This window comes from Labrenzia sp. ATLA3 (assembly GCF_057180185.1).
In genome coordinates this window covers 536,611-555,978 of record NZ_JBXUKV010000001.1, presented here as the reverse complement: position 1 = coordinate 555,978, position 19,368 = coordinate 536,611, and the positions used below count along the sequence as shown (strand labels likewise).

Sequence of the window (19,368 nt, the reverse complement as noted above, 5' to 3'; positions counted from 1 at the left end):
CTGATCCATGCGAGCAATGATCCGTCTCAAAGGCGCGGTTCTCGTGTCCAGCGAAACAGAGCGAAAATGATCCTGAAAACTAGACTAAATTTGGAGGAATGCCCTGTGGCCTTGACGGCGCATGAAGTGTATAAGGCCGCACGTTTGCCTTGAAATGGCAGGCTCAAACGAACGAAAATGTCGCGGACCGCGCGATCATGGGTGATATACACCTGCGGGTCCAGTGAGGAGTAGGAAGTATGGCGGAGAAGTGGAGCCCGGAAAGCTGGAGATCAAAGCCGATCTTGCAGGTGCCGGAATACCCGGATCAAGAGGCTTTGGCGGATGTTGAACAACGCCTGTCGACTTATCCGCCGCTGGTTTTTGCAGGTGAAGCGCGTGCGCTGAAGAGCCAGCTTGCAAATGTTGCGCAGGGCAATGGTTTTCTGCTGCAGGGTGGCGACTGTGCCGAAAGCTTTGCCGAGCATCATCCCGACCACATCCGTGACTTCTTCCGGGTCTTCCTGCAGATGGCGGTCGTGCTGACCTATGCTGCCAGCCAGCCGGTCGTGAAAGTCGGCCGGATTGCGGGACAGTTCGCCAAGCCACGGTCTTCCAATTTCGAGAAGAAGGGCGATGTCGAGCTGCCGAGCTACCGTGGCGACATCATCAACGACATCAATTTCACCCCGGAAAGCCGCATCCCGGATCCGGGCCGCATGGCCATGGCGTACCGTCAGTCCGCTGCAACGCTGAACCTTCTGCGCGCTTTCGCGCAAGGCGGATTTGCGAACCTTGACCAGGTCCATCGCTGGATGCTCGGCTTCATTTCCGATAGCCCGCAAGGCCATCGTTACAAGGAACTGGCCAACCGGATTTCAGAATCGCTGAACTTCATGAAAGCCTGCGGCATCAACGCTGATAGCGTGCCGCAGCTTCGGTCGACCGATTTCTTCACCAGCCACGAAGCTTTGCTGCTCGGTTACGAGGAAGCCCTGACGCGTATCGATTCCACGTCGGGCGACTGGTACGCGACCTCCGGGCACATGATCTGGATTGGCGACCGGACGCGTCAGCCGGACCACGCGCATGTGGAGTTCTTCCGCGGCATCAAGAACCCGATCGGCCTCAAGTGTGGTCCGTCGCTTTCTCCGGACGGCCTGCTGGAACTGATCGACATCCTGAACCCGGAAAACGAACCGGGCCGGTTGACGCTGATCGCCCGTTTTGGCGCCGACAAGGTATTCGACCATCTGCCGCAACTCGTTCGTGCTGTCGAGCGCGAAGGCAAGTCGGTTGTCTGGTCCTGCGACCCGATGCATGGCAACACGATTTCCGCCGGTGGCTACAAGACCCGTCCGTTCGACCGTATCCTGAAAGAAGTGGAATCCTTCTTTGAGGTTCATCGGGCGGAAGGCACTCATGCCGGTGGTGTTCACATCGAAATGACCGGCCGGAATGTGACTGAGTGCACGGGCGGGGCACGCGCCCTGACCGAAGACCAGCTCGGCGACCGCTACCACACCCATTGCGACCCGCGTCTGAATGCGGATCAGGCACTGGAACTGGCCTTCCTCATCGCGGAGAACCTGAAGAAGGAACGCGATGACCGCCAGGTCGAGCCGCTTGCGGCAAGCGCCTAAAAGGCGCTGCCTCTTGAGAGCATTGATTGAAAGGGCGGCAGTTGCCGCCCTTTCGTATTTTTACGTATTTTCCGAGCAAATTTGCCCGCAGGTAAGCCTAGCTTAACGCTCACAGCGCATACATTCTGATGAGGAAAGCAGGTGAAGCGGGGAGAATGAGTTTTGCGTGATAGGTGGGATCTAACCAGGATTTCCTGTCTGATTGCGGAAGACAATCCCCACATGCGCTCCATTCTCCGCTCGGTTCTGGCCGGTTTCGGCATCCGCTCAGCCTATGAAGCCACAGATGGTGCGGAAGCGCTGGAAATGGTTGTCGACCGCAAGCCGGACATCGTCTTGTGCGACTGGATGATGAATCCTTTTGGCGGCAATGAATTTCTTCGCATCCTGCGTGCCGACAGGGATCTCGTGATCAGTACCACACCGGTGCTGATCGTGACGGCTCACGCCAAGCGGGCCACGATCCTGGAAGGCATCGAGATCGGCATCCACGGGTTTGTCGCCAAACCAATTGCACCCGCTATTCTGTATCGCCACATCGGCGAAATCCTGGAACGGCAGGACATGTATGGACGGTCTAAGGGGATTCTCGGCCCCGGTCAGCAGCCGCCGCTGCGCAAGCTGGACGCGACCGGCTCCCATCCTGTCGCGCCGCCGGCCCCCGCGGCCGAAGTGGACGGCCTGGCCTTGCTGTGAAGCAGCCCAGCGATAAACCGGTTGTGGCCAAACATCTGGCAGAGCGTTGGCAAGCAACTTCTGGACGGGTGCAAATTCCGATTGGACGTTCACCGATCTAGCGGCTACACCAGAAAGCAATGTCACTTCCTGGTAATTTTCCGATGATTTCAGACCGTTTCAGACTGGCTGTCGCGCAGCTAAACCCGACCGTTGGCGATGTGGCCGGGAACGCAGACCTGGTTCGCAAGGCCCGGCAGGAAGCTGCCGCGCAAGGGGCGGACCTTGTGCTGACCTCCGAGTTGGTGCTTGCCGGGTATCTGCCCGAAGACCTTGTCCTGAAACCGGCCTTCGTTGCGCGCTGCATGGAAGCGGCCGAAACGCTGGCCAGAGAAACCGCCGACGGCGGCCCGGGCCTGATCCTGGGGTCTCCGTGGCGAAGCGAAGAGGGCAAGGTCTATAACGCCGCTTTGCTTCTGGACCAGGGCGAGATCAAGGCCGTTCGCTACAAATACGACCTGCCCAACTATAGCGTCTTTGACGAAAAGCGTGTGTTTGCCGCTGGTCCCTTGCCAGGGCCTGTCGACTTTCGCGGCGTGCGCATCGGCCTTCCCATCTGCGAGGACATCTGGAACGACGAGGTCTGTGAGTGCCTGGAAGAAACAGGGGCTGAGCTGCTTCTGGTTCCCAACGGCTCTCCTTATTGGGAGCACAGGGCAGAGCATCGCCTGCAAGTGGTCGTCTCGCGGGTGGTCCAGACCGGTTTGCCGCTGATCTACTGCAACCAGCTTGGCGGGCAGGACGAACTGGTTTTCGACGGCGGCTCCTTCGCGCTTCACGCGGACAGGTCACTGGCGTTCCAGATGCCTCAGTTTGAAACTGCTCTCGGCATCAGCGACTGGAAACGGGACGGCGAGACCTGGGTCTGCGAAAACGGTTCTGTGGCAAAGCTGCCGGACCTGGATGAGGCCAACTGGCGCGCCTGTGTCATGGGGCTTGGCGACTATGTCACCAAGAACGGCTTTCCGGGGGTTGTGCTTGGGCTGTCCGGCGGCATCGACTCCGCCATTTGCGCGGCCATGGCCGTTGATGCGCTGGGGGACGAAAAGGTTCATGCGATCATGCTTCCGTACCGCTATACGTCGGAAGAAAGCATCGCAGATGCAGCTGCTTGCGCCAAAGCCCTTGGCATCCGTTATGACACCGTGCCGATTTCCGAACCGGTCGAAGGGTTCCGGGCGGCGCTCGGCGAGCTTTTTGCCGGCACCAAGGAAGACACGACGGAAGAAAACCTTCAGTCGCGCGCACGCGGCGTGATCCTCATGGCGGTGTCCAACAAGTTTGGCCATATGGTCATGACAACCGGCAACAAGTCGGAAATGTCGGTCGGATACGCCACGCTTTATGGAGACATGAACGGCGGCTACAATCCGATCAAGGACCTCTACAAGACCCAGGTTTACCATCTGGCAGCATGGCGGAATGACAACCAGCCGGAAGGCCTGCTGGGGCCGGGCGGCGAGGTGATCCCGACCAATATCATCACCAAGGTGCCAACCGCCGAACTGCGCGAAAACCAAACCGATCAGGACTCCCTGCCGCCTTACGATGTTCTGGATGACATTCTGGAATGTCTGGTGGAAGACGAGATGTCGGTGGGCGACATTGAAAAGCGCGGCCATGACCGGGCGCTGATCCATCGCATAGAACATCTTCTTTATATCGCCGAATACAAACGCCGGCAGGCGCCTCCGGGGGTGAAGATCACCGAGCGCAATTTCGGCAAGGACCGGCGATATCCCATCACCAACAGGTTCCGGGATCGCTCCTAAGGGGCCTTGAAAAGGCGCTTCCCTGACGGGCGTTTCGCGGCAATTGACCGATTGAATTTGAATGGGCGTAGCAAGGAAAGTCGCCCTTATCCTTGATCAGGCGCGCCAACGCTGTCTCGAAGAATAGGCTGCTTGCCCAGGCAACAGCCGCATGTTCTTCGAGACGGGCGTGATGGTTTTCCTCTGGTTGAGGATGCAATCCGATACCGCACATCGCTTTTTTATCTGCCTGCCCTTGAAAGGCTTTTGCCTCAATGCCCTATTTTTCGTTCGTGCGTGAAAACCTCCGCTGGCTTGCTGCCTGCTACCTGCTGGCGGTGTTTTCCGGCTTTGGGCAGACGTTTTTCATCTCGCTGTCGGCGGGCGACATAAGGGCGGAGTTCGACCTCAGTCACGGCGATATCGGCTTGCTCTATATGGTTGCGACGCTCGGCAGTGCGCTGACCCTGGCCTATGTCGGCCGCAGCCTTGACCACTTCCCGGTGCAGAAGATCGCAGCCGTGGTCATGATTGGCTTGGCCTTGTTCTGCCTGGCGATGGCCAATACGTCTTCCGTCTGGATGGTCGGGCTAACCTTCTACGGTCTTCGCCTGTGCGGGCAGGGCATGATGACCAACACGTCGATAACCGCGGCCGGCCGCTGGTTCACCGCGCAACGCGGCCGGGCGGTTTCGATCGCGGTTCTGGGCTTTCCCACCGCCGAAGCCCTGTTTCCGCTCTGCTTCGTTGTTCTGGCCAATGCCTTTGGCTGGCGGGGCGCCTGGACGGTATCGGCCGTGGTGCTTGCAGTCGTCGCCATGCCGGTGTTGCTGACGCTACTGGCAAAGGATCGCATACCCTCCGCATTGGAAACCGCGTCGGCCAAAGCGGAAGGCCGTCAGTGGACGAGGGGGGAAGCACTTCACGACGTTCGCTTCTGGCTGGTCAATAGCGGCGTCAACGCACCTGCCTTCATCGGCACGGCGATCTTCTTCCACCAGGTTTACCTGGTGGAACTCAGAGGCTGGACGCTGGAACTGTTTGCAAGCGCCTTTCTGCTGATGGCTTCCGGGGTGGTTTGTGCCTCTCTGGTGATCGGCCCCTTGATCGACCGGTTTTCCGCCCGTCAGTTGCTGCCCTTCGCATTGGTGCCCCTGACGCTGGCCTGTTTCGTGCTCGCCAATTTCCACGCAACGGCGGCCGCCTTTGTCTTCATGCTGCTTGTCGGCATCTCGAACGGGTTCAACAGCACGCTGGTCGGGGCGTTGTGGCCGGAGGTCTACGGAACCAGGCACATGGGGGCCATTCGATCCGTGGCCTTCTCCGTCATGGTGTTTGCTTCTGCTGCAGGCCCCGGTCTGGTCGGCTGGCTGATAGACAGGGGCGCCTCGTTCGATCTTCAGGTCACGATGATGGGACTCTACTGCCTCGTTTTCTGCGGTGTCCTCGGCTTTGTGTCGCGAACCTACCGGTCTGGAGAACATTCTTCCTAAGGTCAGATAGTTTGGGGTTGCCGTCCGGTTCATCCCCGGCTAACTCATCGCCATGACTGTCACCGTACGCTTCGCGCCGTCGCCGACCGGCCACATCCACATCGGCAACATCCGTCCCGCACTCTACAACTGGCTTTTTGCCAGGAAGATGGGCGGCAGGTTCATCCTGCGTTTCGATGATACGGACCTTGTCCGCTCGAAGCAGGAATACGCCGATTCCATCGAGACCGACCTGCAATGGCTCGGCATCGAGCCGGACTTGAAAGAACGGCAGTCGGACCGGATCGCAAATTACGATGTGGCAGCCCAGAAGCTGAAAGACGCCGGGCTGCTTTATCCGTGCTACGAAACGCCGGATGAACTGGAGCGCCGCCGGTCACGTCAGCGAGCGCTTGGCAGACCCCCGGTCTATGACCGTGCAGGCCTGAAACAGACGGCGGAAGAACGCGCCGCCCTTGAGGCGGAAGGCCGCAAGCCGCATTGGCGGTTTGTTCTGCCGAACCACGACGGCAACCCGTTTGAAACCAGACGGACTGATGTTGCCTGGGCGGATCTGTGCCGGGGCGACCAGACCGTCGATCTGGCGTCCATGTCCGATCCGGTTCTGGTTCGGGCGGATGGGTCGTATCTCTACACTTTCACCTCCATTGTCGATGATATCGACATGGACGTGACCCACATCATCCGCGGCGAGGATCATGTCTCCAACACTGGTGTGCAGATTGCCATCTTCGAAGCGATGGGCGCCAAACCACCGGTGTTCGGTCACCACAACCTGCTGACGACGATCGATGGCGAAGGCCTTTCGAAACGCAAGGGCGCGTTGTCCATTGGCTCTCTGCGCGAGGACGGGCTGGAGCCGATGGCTGTCGCTTCCCTGGCCGTTCTGACCGGGACAAGCCAGGCGGTCGAGCCGGTAGCGACCATGGATGCGCTGATCGAGAAATTCGATCTGACCAGCGTCTCGCGGTCCTCCGCCAAATTCGATCCGGACGAATTGAAATCTCTCAATGCCCGCCTGGTGCACGACTTGCCTTTCGAAGCGGTCCGGAAACGCCTTGCTGACATGGGCATTGATGCTGGTGCCGAGTTCTGGGACACCGTGCGCGGCAATTGCGAGACCGTTGGCGACGCCCGTTCCTATTGGCAAGTTGTCACCGGCCCGGTCGAAAGCCGCATCGAGGACGAGGACCGGGATTTTGTCTCAGGAGCGAAGGCCTTGTTGCCGGAGGGCGAAGTAACCGGGGAAACCTGGGGCGAGTGGACTTCAGCTTTGAAGGCGGAAACCGGCCGCAAGGGGCGTGGCCTGTTCATGCCGCTGCGCCGGGTGCTCACCGGCATGGATCACGGTCCGGACATGAAGGCCTTGCTGCCGCTTATTGGGCGACAAAATATTCTGGACCGACTACCCTGACAGAGGCCTTTCGGTCCGGCGCCTCGTGGTAGCCGTCGTCATCGTCCTTGAACACAGGGGAAAAGGCCGTCAGTTCCTCCCCGTCCGGTTCCTCGCGGGAACGGATCGAGAGGACCGGGAAACCGTCCTTGAAACCGGAGCTTGAGGCAATTTTGTTCTCGCCGCTCTCAACTCGTGTTGCGGCGAGGTCCAGCCGTGCAGAGACGTCGAAACCCTTTTCCATATTCATGAGGGTATCGGGATCCTCAAAACGCGGTAATTGCGTTCTGTCGAGCGGAGTTCTTGCAAGCGGAGAGGGGAGGTCCTCTTCGTGCTCGAAGGTGCCGCCACGGCTTGGCTGAAGCGTTCTGCGCGGCAGGCCGGCGCTGATATCGGTGAAAAACACCCTGTTTCCGGAGCTGGTGCTGAGATCCGTCCAGGCAGATTGCGCCTTTGACTGCCGGGTCTTGCGGCAGCTGCAGCCTTCCACGAATTCACTCTTGTAACGGTAGGCGAAAGGCTGTTCGGAGTAGAGATTGCCGGCAAGGGACATCATCTGGGACTGATCCCCGCCGGGGTTGCGATAGACATATAGCTCGGTTTCCGCTGCCGGACAGATTTCCGAACACCGCGCCTCATCGTAGGCAAAATGGTTTTTGCCTGTCGAAAAGCTGACCGGGAAGAAATAGCCGTCACAGGTTCTGACGCAAACGGTCCGGAAGGCTCCGCCCGACGGAAGGGAATAGCGTTTGGTTTCGCTGCGGGTCTGGCGTCGCACGGCCGCGATTTCTCGGTCGCCCGTCTTCGCGGAGGTACGTTCGACACGAGGCTGTTCGGCGTGTTGCTGCGGGTTGAAAATGCGGGCTAGAAACGACTGCGGCCTGGCTTCGGCGCCCGTATTGCGTTGCTGGGCTTCGCGGGCCGGGGCGTTGCAATTCTTTTTGGCGAGCGATGCCTTGATCTGCCGAACGCGTCTGGTGTTTTTCGACGATCCTCCGCCTGATTTGGCAAGCTGCCGTTCAATTGCAGCGAGGTTGGCCTTCATGCGTTTGATCTTGCCGTTGAGACCTTTGCATTTGGACGAAGCGGTAGAGGCACAGCCGAAATAGGTCGCGTCCCGTTCCGCCGCATTGATCGCTTTTTGCTGCTGGGACTTCGCGGTGCTCCATTTGCGGGCCGCGGGGGACTGTGCGCTGGAACGCTGTTCGAGCCGCTGAAGCTCCGCTTTCAGGCTCGAGCAGCTGGCGGCGCTTGCCGCTTGTGCGCCCAGCATCAGTCCGGCAGTGAGCGCAACAGCGCGTGCCAAAACCTTTGACCTGCCAGACCAACAACGTCTCATCACCCAACCCCTGCAGCGTGTTTTTCACGCCGTATCGGCTCCTGGCCGATCACCTGTACTATCGCTGCCGATCATATCAATAGCAACGAAAGCTCTCACGTTAGGTTAATGGCGAAACGGCAGAACCATGAAAAGTTTCAGTCGCTTTGGCCGGATCGGGCAGCTTCGTGAAGACGCTCGAAAATCTCGTTCAGCACGGATTTCTGTTCCTCGGTCAATGCGTCTTCCAGGTTTTTGGAGTAGGCGAGCGCTTGCGGAACAATGTCTTCGTACATGGCGTTGCCTTTTTCCGACAGGCTCAAGCTCTGCTCCCTCTGATCGTTCCTGTTCTTGTCACGCACGAGAAGATCGCGTTTTTCCAGCGCTGCGACGGCCCGGCTGACCTTGGTCTTGTGCATGGACGTTGCCTGGCTGATGTCCCGGGCTGTCATGGCCTTGTGTTCGCCAAGTGTTGCAAGCACCCGCCATTCGGGAATGCCGATGCCGTATGTGTCTGCATAGATTCTGGAAAGGGACCTGCTGACGGTCTCCGCCAGATGGTTTAGCCTGTAAGGCAGAAAAGCGCCCAGCTTCAGGACTGGTTTGGCAGGTTCCTTGCCGGAGGGGGCAGCGGATTTGGGCCGTTGCTGATCGCACATGAATAAGTCGACGCCTTGGAGCTTTGTTATGCCCGATTGAGCAGGCAGATGAACAATGCCGTTATCCGGCCATTTTCTTTGACTAGCAAGTATATCCTAATGAATAATGCTGGAAAGACACCCGGGCCAGTTCCGAAAAAGTAACAGGATAGAAAGCAAGCGTGACGGAGAGCTTTGTCAGGCGCAGTCAAAATAGGGCGAATGAGCTGATCTATCTGTTGATAAAGAAGGAATATTTAAGGAATTGGTAATTGAAAAATTGCGAATCAGACATCGAAACTGAGACGCTGCAGTCAACAGGAAAATGCGCGGCAACATTGGCGCAGGCCGATATATGCAGTCAGGCATCTGGCAGGAAAGCGAGACCGCAATGGTAGAGATGACAAACAGATCCGAAGTTGTTCCGGGCGAAAACGAACGGTTCGAGGAACTTGGACGCGGCTGTTATGCCTATAGTGCGGATGGCTGTTCAAACACCGGAGTTGTCATCGGCAGCAAGGGTGTGCTGATTGTCGATGCGCAGGCAACTCCGGCACTTGCCGAGAAGGTTCTGAAGAAGGTTCGCGAGCTTACGGACAAGCCGGTCAAGCAAGTCGTTCTGACTCACTTCCATGCCGACAATACGCTTGGGGCTCTGGCGTTTGAGCCCGAAGAAATCATTGCGTCCGATCTTACCAAGCGGATGATGGAAACGCGCGGCGTTGAAGAGATTCGCGTGGCGCGGGAGCGGGACACCGCGTTGTTCAACGGTCTCCCTGTACGGGCAGGCGTGAGCAAGCCGTCCATGACCATAGCCTCGTCGATGACTATCGATCTTGGCGGGGTGGAGGTTCGGCTGATGCATCTGGGCCGGGCCCATACGATGGGTGATCTGGTGGTCTGGGTGCCGCAGAGCGGCGTGATCTTTGCTGGTGATCTGGTGCAGAAAGCCGCCGTTCCCTATTGCGGAGACGCCCATCTGGCCGACTGGCCCCGTGCGCTCGACCGTATCACGGCCTTCCGGCCAACCGCGCTGATGCCGGGCCGGGGGAAATCTGCTATCGGCGTGCAGGCCGTTGCGACCGCAGTGGAAACAACCCGCGATTTTGTTATTACACTCCGGGATGCCGCCGCTGCCTGTGTTGAGCGGGGCCTTGGGCTGAAAGAGACCTTTCAGGCGGTTCACGACGCATTGGCCGGTCGCTTCGGGTCGAGGACCGACTTTGAGTTCCATCTGCCGATCAGCGTCGCACGGGCTTATGACGAGGCGCTTGGCCTTGACCAGCCGCAGGTTTGGACGCGGGAACGGATCGTCGATCTGTACGACGCGCTGGACGGAGCGGTTGCCACTGCGGATGCCGCGTCTAATCAGACTGTAGAAGACACTGCTTCGAGCGATGCTCCGTCGCAGGAAGCAGATGCCGAGGCACCCCTTGCCGGCAGCGAGGCAAAGGCGTCCGATCTCGTGTCGGACAGCGAGTTTGCCGCCTCGCTTGCGCTTGGTTCTGAAGAAGACGTTGCGGCAGATGACGAAGACATGGAACTTTCGGCAGGCGACATCGTTGAAGATGATAAGCCGTCAGACAAAGCTGAAACCGCGTCATCTGACAAAACCTCTGCCGACAAGGTTCTTGAAGACGCCCGCTAACAGCGCTTTGAAAATCCGGTAAAGAAAACTCGTAAGACGCGCGCCATCTGGGCGCGCGTTTTGTTTTGTGCTCAACGCTTGATCGCGCGTTCGTGAACCCCACATGTTCTGGCGGTCGAAAATCTGGAGGATTTCTAATGCGTTTTCTGGTTGCTGCCGCCCTTGGCGCCTCTTTGCTGCTGCAAGGCATGGGCGCTGCCCTTGCGGCGGACGAGCCTGACCTGATCTTCAAGAAGTCGACCGTTTGGAAGTTTCTCACGCCCGACCACAAGCTGGCGACCTACGCGATAGACGACCCTATCGTTGACGGTGTCGCCTGCCACTTCACCGTTCCGGAGAAGGGGGGCGTTTCCGGTTGGCTGGGTGTCGCGGAAGAAGTTTCAGACGTGTCTCTGGCCTGCCGTCAGGTGGGGCCGATCACGATCAAGGAGAACTTCGAACAGGGCGAGGAAATGTTCCGCCAGCGCCGTTCGTTCATCTTCAAGAAAATGCGCATCGTGCGTGGCTGCGACGCCAAGCGGAACGTTCTTGTCTATCTGGTTTATTCCGACAAGCTGATCGAGGGTAGCCCGAAGAACTCGACTTCGACCGTTCCGTTGATGCCCTGGGGCGATCAGCCACCGCCAAAATGCGGTGACTTTTTGAAGGACTGAGGCTGCAGACTGATGTCTTTGAGGGGCGCGGATCAATCCGCGTCCAGCGTTTCCATTTGCTGGGGGCCGGGCAGTTCTGTATCCGCGCAAAAATTCTTGTAAAGCACGGACATGATGTCCCGAACCGGTTCGCTGGCGAGCTGGTAATAAATAGTTGTGCCTTCGCGGCGGGTGGTGACGAGGCCCTGTGCCCTGAGAAGCGCAAGCTGTTGCGAAACGGTTGGCATGCGCATGCCGGTCTTTTCCGCCAGTTCGCCAACACTACGTTCGTTGTCGAGGACAAGACACATCAACAGCAATCTCGGCGCGGATGCCATCATCTTTAAGAAATCAGCTGCAGCTTGTGCTTTATCTTCTAGTGCTTTGTAGTCCATGGGAAGACCTTGCCAAACATCGGAGTAAACTGCAAGCAAAGAGGCTGGAACTTCCTCTGCGTGATTGGTTGCGAGTAAGATTCCCACTGATTTCAAGGTGTCTCAACTTTAAAGATACACCCTTTGCCAGGGCAACTTGTACCGGTCTCATCAACGCTCGCGAACGTGCTTTTATATCCGACCGGCCACTGTGACAATGATATTTCCGTTGCCGCAGCCGGTGCCGGTGGTCAGGCACATGCCTTTCTGCTGAGCTTCCTGGCCAAACGCCTTGGTGCCGTCGGTGATCGCGATGATGGCCGCAAACGGGCCGCCCAGGATGATGGCGAGGAACATGAGGACGAAAAGGCGGTTCAGCATGGGGTAACTCCAGATGGCAATCCGTATCGATTGACTGGAGATTAGTGGGGCCGCCTTGAACCCATGCTGAGTGCCGTATTCAGCTAACGTTCAGATACGTAAACAGGGATAAAATTGTTATATAACAAGGGTTTGTCCTGTCAGAGGTTCTGTGTCATCGCTTCACGCAGTGCCTTTAGAAGCACTTTGTCGCGGTTGTAGATGTCTTTTCTGAAATGGGTCGATCCGTCCTTGTTCATCCATGCGGTCAGATAGGTCAGATGAATGTCTATCTCGACCTTCGGCTTGACGACTGTGCGCTCTCCGCTGTCGCGGATGGCTTCCCAGTGCCCGGGTTTTGCATCTGAATCGACCAGGAGAATATCGGCCAGGGCAAAAGGATCCGAGACGCGAATACAGCCGTGGCTGAAGGCGCGCTCGGCCCTGGAGAACAGGGATTTGGAAGGGGTGTCGTGAATGTAGATGTTGAACCGGTTGGGGAACATGAACTTGACGCGGCCGAGCGCATTGTCCGCCCCCGGATCCTGGCGCAGGCGGAACGGAAAGTTGCCACCTGAATAGCTGTTCCAGGCAACCTGTGTCGGCGCGATTTCATTGCCTTCCTGAAAGATCCGAATGCTCTTGCTGTTAAGCGCTGTCGGGTTCTGTTTCAGTTTCGGAAGGTATTCCTTGGTGGCAATGGAGTAGGGCACATTCCAGTAAGGGTTGATCTCCACATATTCCAGCCGATCGGAGAACACCGGCGTCGCATGGTAGGGCTTGCCCACGACGACCCGCGCTGTGTGAATGGTCTTGCCGTCGCGTACCACTTTCAGGTTCTGGTCTGCCAGATTGACGAAGACATAGAACTCCCCCGGATCGTCCGGCATCCAGCGCCGCCGCTCCATGTTGAGTTCCATCTGGATGAGCCTGTCCTGAATGGGGATGTTGAGCTGGGCAATCGTGTCCTTGCCGATGACGCCGTCGGTCGCAAGGCCGTGATATTCCTGAAACAGTTTCACGGCTTCCACCAGCGCACCGTCGTAGATGTCGCCGGTATGGTCGGCCGCGCCTGGAATGTCCTCTTCCATCAGCCGGGTTCGCAGAACGGCAAGGCGCGGATCGCTCATGCCTGGTTTCAGAACTTCACCATCAGGCACCTGCGTAAACCCGCCGGCTGCCGCCTTTTCCCGGTATTGCGCAAGCCGCCGCTTCAGGCGGGCGTAATTGTCGGTCTGTGGGGCAAGGCTCTCCAGAAACGCTCCGAAATCCACGGCCTGTTCTGCATTTTCAAACAGGACTTTGGGATCTGGCCGGTCGGGAAACAGGTTCAGGGCCTTGTTGACCTTGTTGGGCTGGACGCGGCCTGAGGAAAGATGGGTCGCATAGCGGAGGAACTGAACGGACAGGTCCAGATCGAACTGGGCCCATTCTTCCTCACTTTGAGAGGTTTCCGAGCGCTTGATGAAACCGAGGGGATCGTAATTGTTGGGGTTGAGTGCGTGGTCGTTCGCCGCTGCCATTGCGGCGATCGCCAGGTGAGCATCCTCCGTCAGTCCGTTTTCAGTGAACCAGATGGGGGCAAATGCGCGTTCGCCATAGTAAAGCGCCAGGCCCTCGGGCACGTCCGGCGACATCTGCGCCTGAATTGCCTTGGCAATCGGGGTTTGCGGCTCGTTGACAGCAGGGGACGGGACGACTTGGGTCTCGCTCGCCACAGGAGCCTCGGTCTGGGCTGGGGCCTCGGCGGCGGATGCCGAAAGTGGTCCTGACAAAAACGCTGTCAGTGTGAAAAGAAGACCGACATATCTGTTACGGCACGTGTAAATCATTCCCATCGGAAATGCCCCCTTTGATTCCCAGCCGGTAAAGTCTAGTGCATCTTGCGAGCAATTGAACTCAGTTCAGCTACTTTGTCCTTCTATAACGGTTCACAATTGTTTCCGTTGCAGGAGATGGTGTGCCGGTTTCGAAAATTGTCTGCCGCGGTGACGTACCTGCGCCACAACACAGGGAAATTGGTGTTCTGGCGGCAACAGCAGCCTTGACCGGGTTCTGTTTTCCGGTCCATAAAGCGCACCATGATGACGGCCACACGGAACATCATTTCGATCACCATTATTTGCAGCTAGCGACACCGCTGGCTGTGGCCGTTCCCTCTTGGCAAAATTTCCTTTGAGACGGACCGCCCGGCCAGCCGGCCAGGAGACCGTTTGACATGAGCGCCGCTGAGACAGAGATATCCGGCACTTTCAAGGGCTTGAAGCTCACCAACACATTGACGCGCCAGAAGGAAGACTTCCGGGCGATCGATGACGGGAATGTGCGGCTCTATGTCTGCGGACCGACCGTCTATGACTTTGCACATATCGGCAACGCGCGACCGGTCATTGTCTTCGACGTGCTCTTCCGGCTTCTACGCCATCTTTATGGTGCGGAGCACGTTACCTACGTGCGCAACATCACCGACGTTGATGACAAGATCAACGCACGGGCCCTGCGCGATTTTCCCGATTTGCCGCTCAACGAAGCCATTGCCCGGGTGACGCAAACGACGGCCGACCAGTTCCACAAGGACATCAAGTCTCTTGGCGTACTGGAGCCGAGCATCGAACCGCGCGCGACCCAGCATATTGGCGGCATGGTTGAGATGATCGAGGCACTGATCGAGAAAGGCCACGCCTATCGGGCAGGCGGTGAGGTGCTGTTCGACACCCAGTCCATGCCCGACTACGGCGGGTTGTCAAAGCGCAAACTGGACGAGCAGCTTGCCGGCGCCCGCATCGCGGTGGAAGCGCACAAGAAGAACCCTGGCGACTTCGTGCTCTGGAAACTTTCTTCCGAAGAAGAGCCCGGCTGGGACAGTCCGTGGGGCAGGGGCCGTCCTGGCTGGCACATCGAGTGCTCGGTCATGAGTGCGCACCATCTGGGAGAGGTCTTCGATATTCACGGCGGCGGGCTCGATCTGATCTTCCCGCACCACGAAAACGAAATCGCCCAGTCCCGCTGCGCGCATGGCACCAAGGTGATGGCCAACTACTGGATGCACAACGGCTTCCTGCAGGTGGAAGGCCGGAAGATGTCCAAGTCCGAGGGCAACTTCTTCACCATTCAGGAGCTTCTGGAGACCGACAGCTTCGGCGGTCGCAAGTGGCCGGGCGAGGTGCTGCGCCTTGCGATGCTGATGACCAACTACCGTGAGCCGATCGACTTCTCCAAGCGCAAGCTGGAAGAAGCGGAAAATCTGCTGGCGCGCTGGCCCGATCCGGTCGAAACGGACGCAGCTCCCGCCGCCGAAGTGCTGGACGCCCTTCTGGATGACCTGAACACGGCAGGCGCGATCCAGGCACTACATGCGCTCGCCGGCGAGGCTTCCAAGGATCCCGCCAAGCTGGAGGTTTTCTCGGCATCCGCTGCGCTCCTCGGCGTTCATCCGGTCAAGGCGGATCTCTCGGGGGTTGATGAAGCCGGTATTCAGGCGGCCATCGAAAAACGCCTGGAGGCCCTCACTGCCAAGAACTGGGCGGAAGCCGATGCGATCCGGGATGATCTGACGTCTCAGGGAATTCTTCTAAAGGATTCAAAAGACTCAGAAACCGGTGCTCGCGTGACCACCTGGGAGGTAAAGCGGTGAGATTGTGCCGGGCGGAAAGACGGGATACCCCCCTCTGTCCGCTGGCGCGGACATCTCCCCCGCAAGGGGGAAGAGGGGCGTATGCCGCCCAGCTTCACTCTGGCACTCGACGCTCCAAGGGGCAGACGGGGAAACCTCTGAAAGTCGGGCCGACTCAGGATCTCACTGTTTGGCGCCGAGGTGCCTCAAATACCTGTCTCCCCCCTTGTGGGGGAGATGTCCCAGCAAAGGACAGAGGGGGGGATGCAACCTTCGCGACATATGCCGGGTATCGGTCTCGGCAAGGGGCGCGCTACATGCCGCACCAGTCTGCTTCCAAGCAGCTAAGATCAAACGCCAAATGCCTGCGCTCGCAAATGACGGACGCCGAAGAGAGGCTCTGGCAGGTGATCCGGGCGCACCGGCTGGAGCAAATTTCCTTTCGCAGGCAGATGTCGATCGAAGGAATTGTTGTCGAGTTTGCGGCGCCTGCCCATCGATTGATCGTTGAACTCGATGGTTCCCAGCACGGGGAAACGCCGGGCCAGGCATGCGATGCCGCCCGTGTTCGCAAACTTCAGGCTCTTGGCTGGACGGCCCTGCGCTTCTGGAATGCGGAGGTCATGCAGGACCTTGACGGTGTCTGCGCTAAGATCCTGAACGCTTGTGGCAAGGAGCACTTCTGATGGCTGGTGGTGTTCACAAACTGAGCGGCGGCTGTCAGTGCGGGGCCCTGCGGTTCAAGGTCGAAGGGCCTCTGGGCGAGGCTTCCATTTGTCATTGCCGCATGTGCCAGAAAGCCTTCGGCAGCTTTTACGCGCCGCTGGTCAGCGTGCCGGAGGCCTCCAGGCTTGTTTGGACACGCGGGGCACTGAAGCATTTCCAAAGCTCCAATCACGCGTCCCGGGGCTTTTGCGCCGAGTGTGGCACTCCGCTGACCTACGAGGCGCCGGACGGCATCGCACTGGCTATCGGAAGTTTTGATGATCCCTCGCAGATCCCGCCGAGCATTCAGTTCGGGGTAGAAGCGAAACTGCCTTACACCGACCGCATGGGGCAAATTCCCGAACGGGTGACGGAAGACGATTTGGAGGCAGCACCTTTTCTGGCGTCGCTGGTCTCTTTCCAGCACCCCGACCACGATACGGACACCTGGCCTCCGGTTCGCACCGGGGCTAACGACAACGAATAAAAGACAGCTCAACGCTGCTCAGGAAACGGATATGACCAAGGAACGGCTTTTTCTTTTCGATACGACACTGCGGGACGGCGCCCAGACCAGCGGGGTCGATTTCTCCGTCAACGAGAAGGTTGTGGTCGCTGAACTGCTGGAGCGTCTTGGCGTCGACTACGTTGAAGGCGGTTATCCGGGCGCCAACCCGACCGACAGCGAGTTCTTCAGTGAAAAGAGAACGCGCAGGGCCATCTTCACCGCCTTTGGCATGACCAAACGCGCAGGCCGGTCGGCCGCCAATGATCCGGGTCTTCAGGAAATACTGTCCGCCAGTTCAGATGCCTGCTGCTTTGTGGCCAAGGCGTGGGACTATCATGTGCGGGTCGCGCTTGGCTGCAGCAACGAGGAAAATCTGGATTCGATCCATGAGACCGTCACCGCGGCGGTCGCTGCCGGCAAGGAAGCGATGATCGATTGCGAACACTTCTTCGATGGTTTCAAGGCCAATCCGGACTATGCGCTCGACTGCGCCCGCACCGCCTACCAGGCCGGAGCTCGCTGGATCGTTCTGTGCGACACCAACGGCGGCACGTTGCCTGACGAGATTTTCGACATCGTCACCAAGGTCCAGGAGGTCGTTCCCGGAACGCACCTTGGCATCCACACCCATGACGACACCGGCCATGCGGTCGCCAATTCGCTGGCGGCGGTGGATGCAGGCGTGCGCCAGATCCAGGGGACTTTGAATGGCCTTGGTGAGCGCTGCGGCAACGCCAACCTGATTACCCTGATCCCGACGCTCAAACTGAAACCGGCATTTTCCGACAGATTCGAGATCGGCGTCAGCGATGAGCAGCTGAAGGAGATCACTGCGATCTCCCACGCGTTCGACGAAATCCTCAACCGGTCTCCGGACCGGCAGGCGCCCTATGTGGGCGAGACCGCCTTTGCCACAAAGGCGGGCATTCATGCCTCGGCGATCCTGAAAGATCCGCAGACCTATGAACATGTCACGCCGGAAAGCGTTGGCAACCACCGCCGGGTGCTGGTGTCGGACCAGGCTGGCAAGAGCAATCTTCTGGGCGAACTGGCCCGGGTCGGCATCGACGTCGACAAGGCCGACCCGCGTCTCGACCTGCTGCTGGCAAAGGTCAAGGAGCGCGAAGCCGAAGGCTATGCCTATGAAGCTGCCGACGCCTCTTTTGAGCTGCTCGCCCGCCGGGAGCTGGGCGAGGTGCCGCGTTACTTCGTGGTCGAATCCTTCCGTGTGATGGTGGAGCGCCGGTTCAATGCAATCGGTGATCTGGTCACCGTTTCAGAAGCCGTGGTCAAGGTGGATGTGGATGGCGAGACCCGGATGTCGGTCTCCGAGGGCAACGGCCCCGTCAACGCCCTCGACATGGCGCTGCGGAAGGATCTGGGGAAATATCAGTCGGCTATCGATGGTCTGGAACTGATTGACTATAAGGTGCGCATCCTCAATGGTGGCACGGGCGCGGTTACACGCGTTCTGATCGAAAGCCAGGATACCGTCACGCACCGGCGCTGGTTCACGATCGGGGTATCCTCCAACATCGTCGACGCCTCGTTCCAGGCCCTGGTCGACTCCATCACATTCGCGCTGATGAAATCCAACGTGACCTGACCCCCGGCCACGGGTTGTTCAGGCACCAGAAAGGCAATGCCATGTCGCAGACGGTGACAAGCACCGAAGCGAGCACCGAACTCCGTCACGGGCTCCTGTTCGGCCTGGCGGCTTATGGCATGTGGGGCTTTCTTCCGGCCTACTACAAACTGACGGAGACCGTGCCGGCAGACCTGGTGGTGTCGCATCGCATTCTCTGGTCGGTGCTGTTTGTCGGCCTGTTTCTCTATGCGCGCGGCCGCTGGCAGGAAGTGTACGATGTTTTCCGCCAGCCGAGGGTGCTGATGGGGCTGACGGTGTCGGCCACCTTGATTGCCGTCAACTGGCTGACCTTCGTCTGGGCCATCGCTCAAAATCATGTGCTGGATATTTCGCTCGGATACTTCATCAATCCGCTGGTCAGTATTCTGGTTGGCCTGTTCGTGCTGAGGGAAAAACTGACAACCTGGCAGGGCATTGCCGTTGGGGTTGCTGCCGTTGCCGTGGTGTTGCAGGCGATCCTGGCCGGTGGCTTGCCCTGGGTGTCGCTTGTGCTGGCGTTTTCCTTTGCCGGCTATGGCTACGTGCGCAAGGTCACCCCCGTTAAGGCAACGACAGGGTTGTTTGTGGAAACCATCGTTTTGTTTCCGCTCGCGGCCGGTTACATGCTGTTGAGCCTGAGCTGGGGCGAGGATGCACTGGTGTTGAATGATCCTCCGGTTCTGCTTGCCCTCGTGGGCACGGGGATCGTCACGGCCTTGCCCCTGATCTGTTTTTCAGCCGCCGCCAGACGCCTGCCGCTCTTCATGCTCGGGTTGATGCAATATATGGCTCCGTCCATGCACTTTCTGATGGCCGTCTATCTCTGGGGTGAGCCGCTGGACTCGACGAAGCTGATGACCTTCGGAATGATCTGGGCTGCTCTTGCCGTGTTTTCCTACGACAGCTGGCGCCGCTACCGGCACTGAACCAGCGTTTGCGGGGGCAGGGTGT

The 19,368-nt window shown here is 58.7% G+C and carries 17 protein-coding genes; 12 read left to right on the top strand and 5 right to left on the bottom strand.

All coding sequences use genetic code 11. From position 1 onward, the window contains the following. Positions 1-239 precede the first annotated feature (239 nt). The 5 genes from AC2A6O_RS02455 (at position 240) to gltX (ending at position 7,015) form a co-directional block, all read left to right on the top strand. Positions 240-1,622 carry a class II 3-deoxy-7-phosphoheptulonate synthase gene (locus tag AC2A6O_RS02455; protein ID WP_148584253.1) on the top strand — a complete coding sequence of 461 codons (1,383 nt, stop codon included), beginning with the start codon at positions 240-242 and terminating at the stop codon, positions 1,620-1,622. Between the two features lie 162 nt (positions 1,623-1,784). After that, positions 1,785-2,318, top strand: coding sequence for a response regulator (locus AC2A6O_RS02450; protein ID WP_498925592.1), 534 nt, complete (start codon positions 1,785-1,787; stop codon positions 2,316-2,318). Between the two features lie 143 nt (positions 2,319-2,461). Continuing rightward, complete coding sequence (locus AC2A6O_RS02445; protein ID WP_498925591.1) at positions 2,462-4,129, top strand: NAD+ synthase; 1,668 nt, start codon at positions 2,462-2,464, stop codon at positions 4,127-4,129. Positions 4,130-4,383: 254 nt separating this feature from the next. Beyond that, a complete protein-coding gene (locus tag AC2A6O_RS02440) occupies positions 4,384-5,601 on the top strand; it encodes an MFS transporter (RefSeq protein WP_498925590.1) in 1,218 nt (405 codons plus the stop codon). Between the two features lie 52 nt (positions 5,602-5,653). After that, positions 5,654-7,015 carry a glutamate--tRNA ligase gene (gene gltX / locus AC2A6O_RS02435; RefSeq protein WP_498925589.1) on the top strand — a complete coding sequence of 454 codons (1,362 nt, stop codon included), beginning with the start codon at positions 5,654-5,656 and terminating at the stop codon, positions 7,013-7,015. On the opposite strand, the gene AC2A6O_RS02430 is transcribed toward gltX, so the two are convergent. Together AC2A6O_RS02430 and AC2A6O_RS02425 are read right to left on the bottom strand one after the other, a co-directional pair. Next, entirely contained in the window at positions 6,978-8,300 is a 1,323-nt protein-coding gene (locus tag AC2A6O_RS02430; protein ID WP_498925588.1) for a DUF2865 domain-containing protein, read from the bottom strand. The genes gltX and AC2A6O_RS02430 overlap by 38 nt on opposite strands. Positions 8,301-8,470: 170 nt before the next feature. Then, a complete protein-coding gene (locus tag AC2A6O_RS02425) occupies positions 8,471-8,971 on the bottom strand; it encodes a MarR family winged helix-turn-helix transcriptional regulator (protein WP_498925587.1) in 501 nt (166 codons plus the stop codon). Between the two features lie 370 nt (positions 8,972-9,341). Here AC2A6O_RS02425 and AC2A6O_RS02420 point away from each other — a divergent pair, with 370 nt between their 5' ends. Both AC2A6O_RS02420 and AC2A6O_RS02415 read left to right on the top strand, forming a co-directional pair. Next, complete coding sequence (locus AC2A6O_RS02420) at positions 9,342-10,598, top strand: MBL fold metallo-hydrolase (RefSeq protein WP_498925586.1); 1,257 nt, start codon at positions 9,342-9,344, stop codon at positions 10,596-10,598. Positions 10,599-10,735: 137 nt separating this feature from the next. Next, positions 10,736-11,251 (top strand): CreA family protein, encoded by a 516-nt coding sequence (locus AC2A6O_RS02415; protein WP_148584246.1) that lies wholly within the window; start codon positions 10,736-10,738, stop codon positions 11,249-11,251. Positions 11,252-11,283: 32 nt separating this feature from the next. Here AC2A6O_RS02415 and AC2A6O_RS02410 read toward each other — a convergent pair whose 3' ends face one another. The 3 genes from AC2A6O_RS02410 to AC2A6O_RS02400 form a co-directional block, all read right to left on the bottom strand. Next, the gene (locus AC2A6O_RS02410) at positions 11,284-11,625 is read right to left on the bottom strand and encodes an ArsR/SmtB family transcription factor (RefSeq protein WP_148584245.1); all 342 of its coding nucleotides are present in this window, start codon (positions 11,623-11,625) and stop codon (positions 11,284-11,286) included. A 171-nt stretch (positions 11,626-11,796) separates the two neighbouring features. After that, the gene (locus AC2A6O_RS02405) at positions 11,797-11,985 is read right to left on the bottom strand and encodes a sugar transporter (protein ID WP_148584244.1); all 189 of its coding nucleotides are present in this window, start codon (positions 11,983-11,985) and stop codon (positions 11,797-11,799) included. A 140-nt stretch (positions 11,986-12,125) separates the two neighbouring features. After that, positions 12,126-13,682: a L,D-transpeptidase family protein gene (locus tag AC2A6O_RS02400; RefSeq protein WP_498925585.1), complete on the bottom strand. Its 1,557-nt coding sequence runs from the start codon at positions 13,680-13,682 to the stop codon at positions 12,126-12,128. 500 nt (positions 13,683-14,182) lie between these two features. On the opposite strand from AC2A6O_RS02400, the gene cysS reads away from it, so the two are divergent. The 5 genes from cysS to rarD all read left to right on the top strand — a co-directional run bounded on the left by cysS (position 14,183) and on the right by rarD (position 19,343). Continuing rightward, entirely contained in the window at positions 14,183-15,598 is a 1,416-nt protein-coding gene (cysS, locus tag AC2A6O_RS02395) for a cysteine--tRNA ligase (RefSeq protein ID WP_498925584.1), read from the top strand. Between the two features lie 296 nt (positions 15,599-15,894). Continuing rightward, a complete protein-coding gene (locus AC2A6O_RS02390) occupies positions 15,895-16,263 on the top strand; it encodes an endonuclease domain-containing protein (RefSeq protein WP_498925583.1) in 369 nt (122 codons plus the stop codon). Then, positions 16,263-16,769 carry a GFA family protein gene (locus tag AC2A6O_RS02385; protein WP_498925582.1) on the top strand — a complete coding sequence of 169 codons (507 nt, stop codon included), beginning with the start codon at positions 16,263-16,265 and terminating at the stop codon, positions 16,767-16,769. The genes AC2A6O_RS02390 and AC2A6O_RS02385 overlap by 1 nt, the downstream gene beginning before the upstream one ends. A 31-nt stretch (positions 16,770-16,800) precedes the next feature. Next, a complete protein-coding gene (cimA, locus tag AC2A6O_RS02380; RefSeq protein WP_498925581.1) occupies positions 16,801-18,396 on the top strand; it encodes a citramalate synthase in 1,596 nt (531 codons plus the stop codon). 41 nt (positions 18,397-18,437) lie between these two features. Then, positions 18,438-19,343, top strand: a complete 906-nt coding sequence (gene rarD, locus AC2A6O_RS02375) for an EamA family transporter RarD (RefSeq protein WP_498925580.1) — start codon at positions 18,438-18,440, stop codon at positions 19,341-19,343. Positions 19,344-19,368 lie beyond the last annotated feature (25 nt).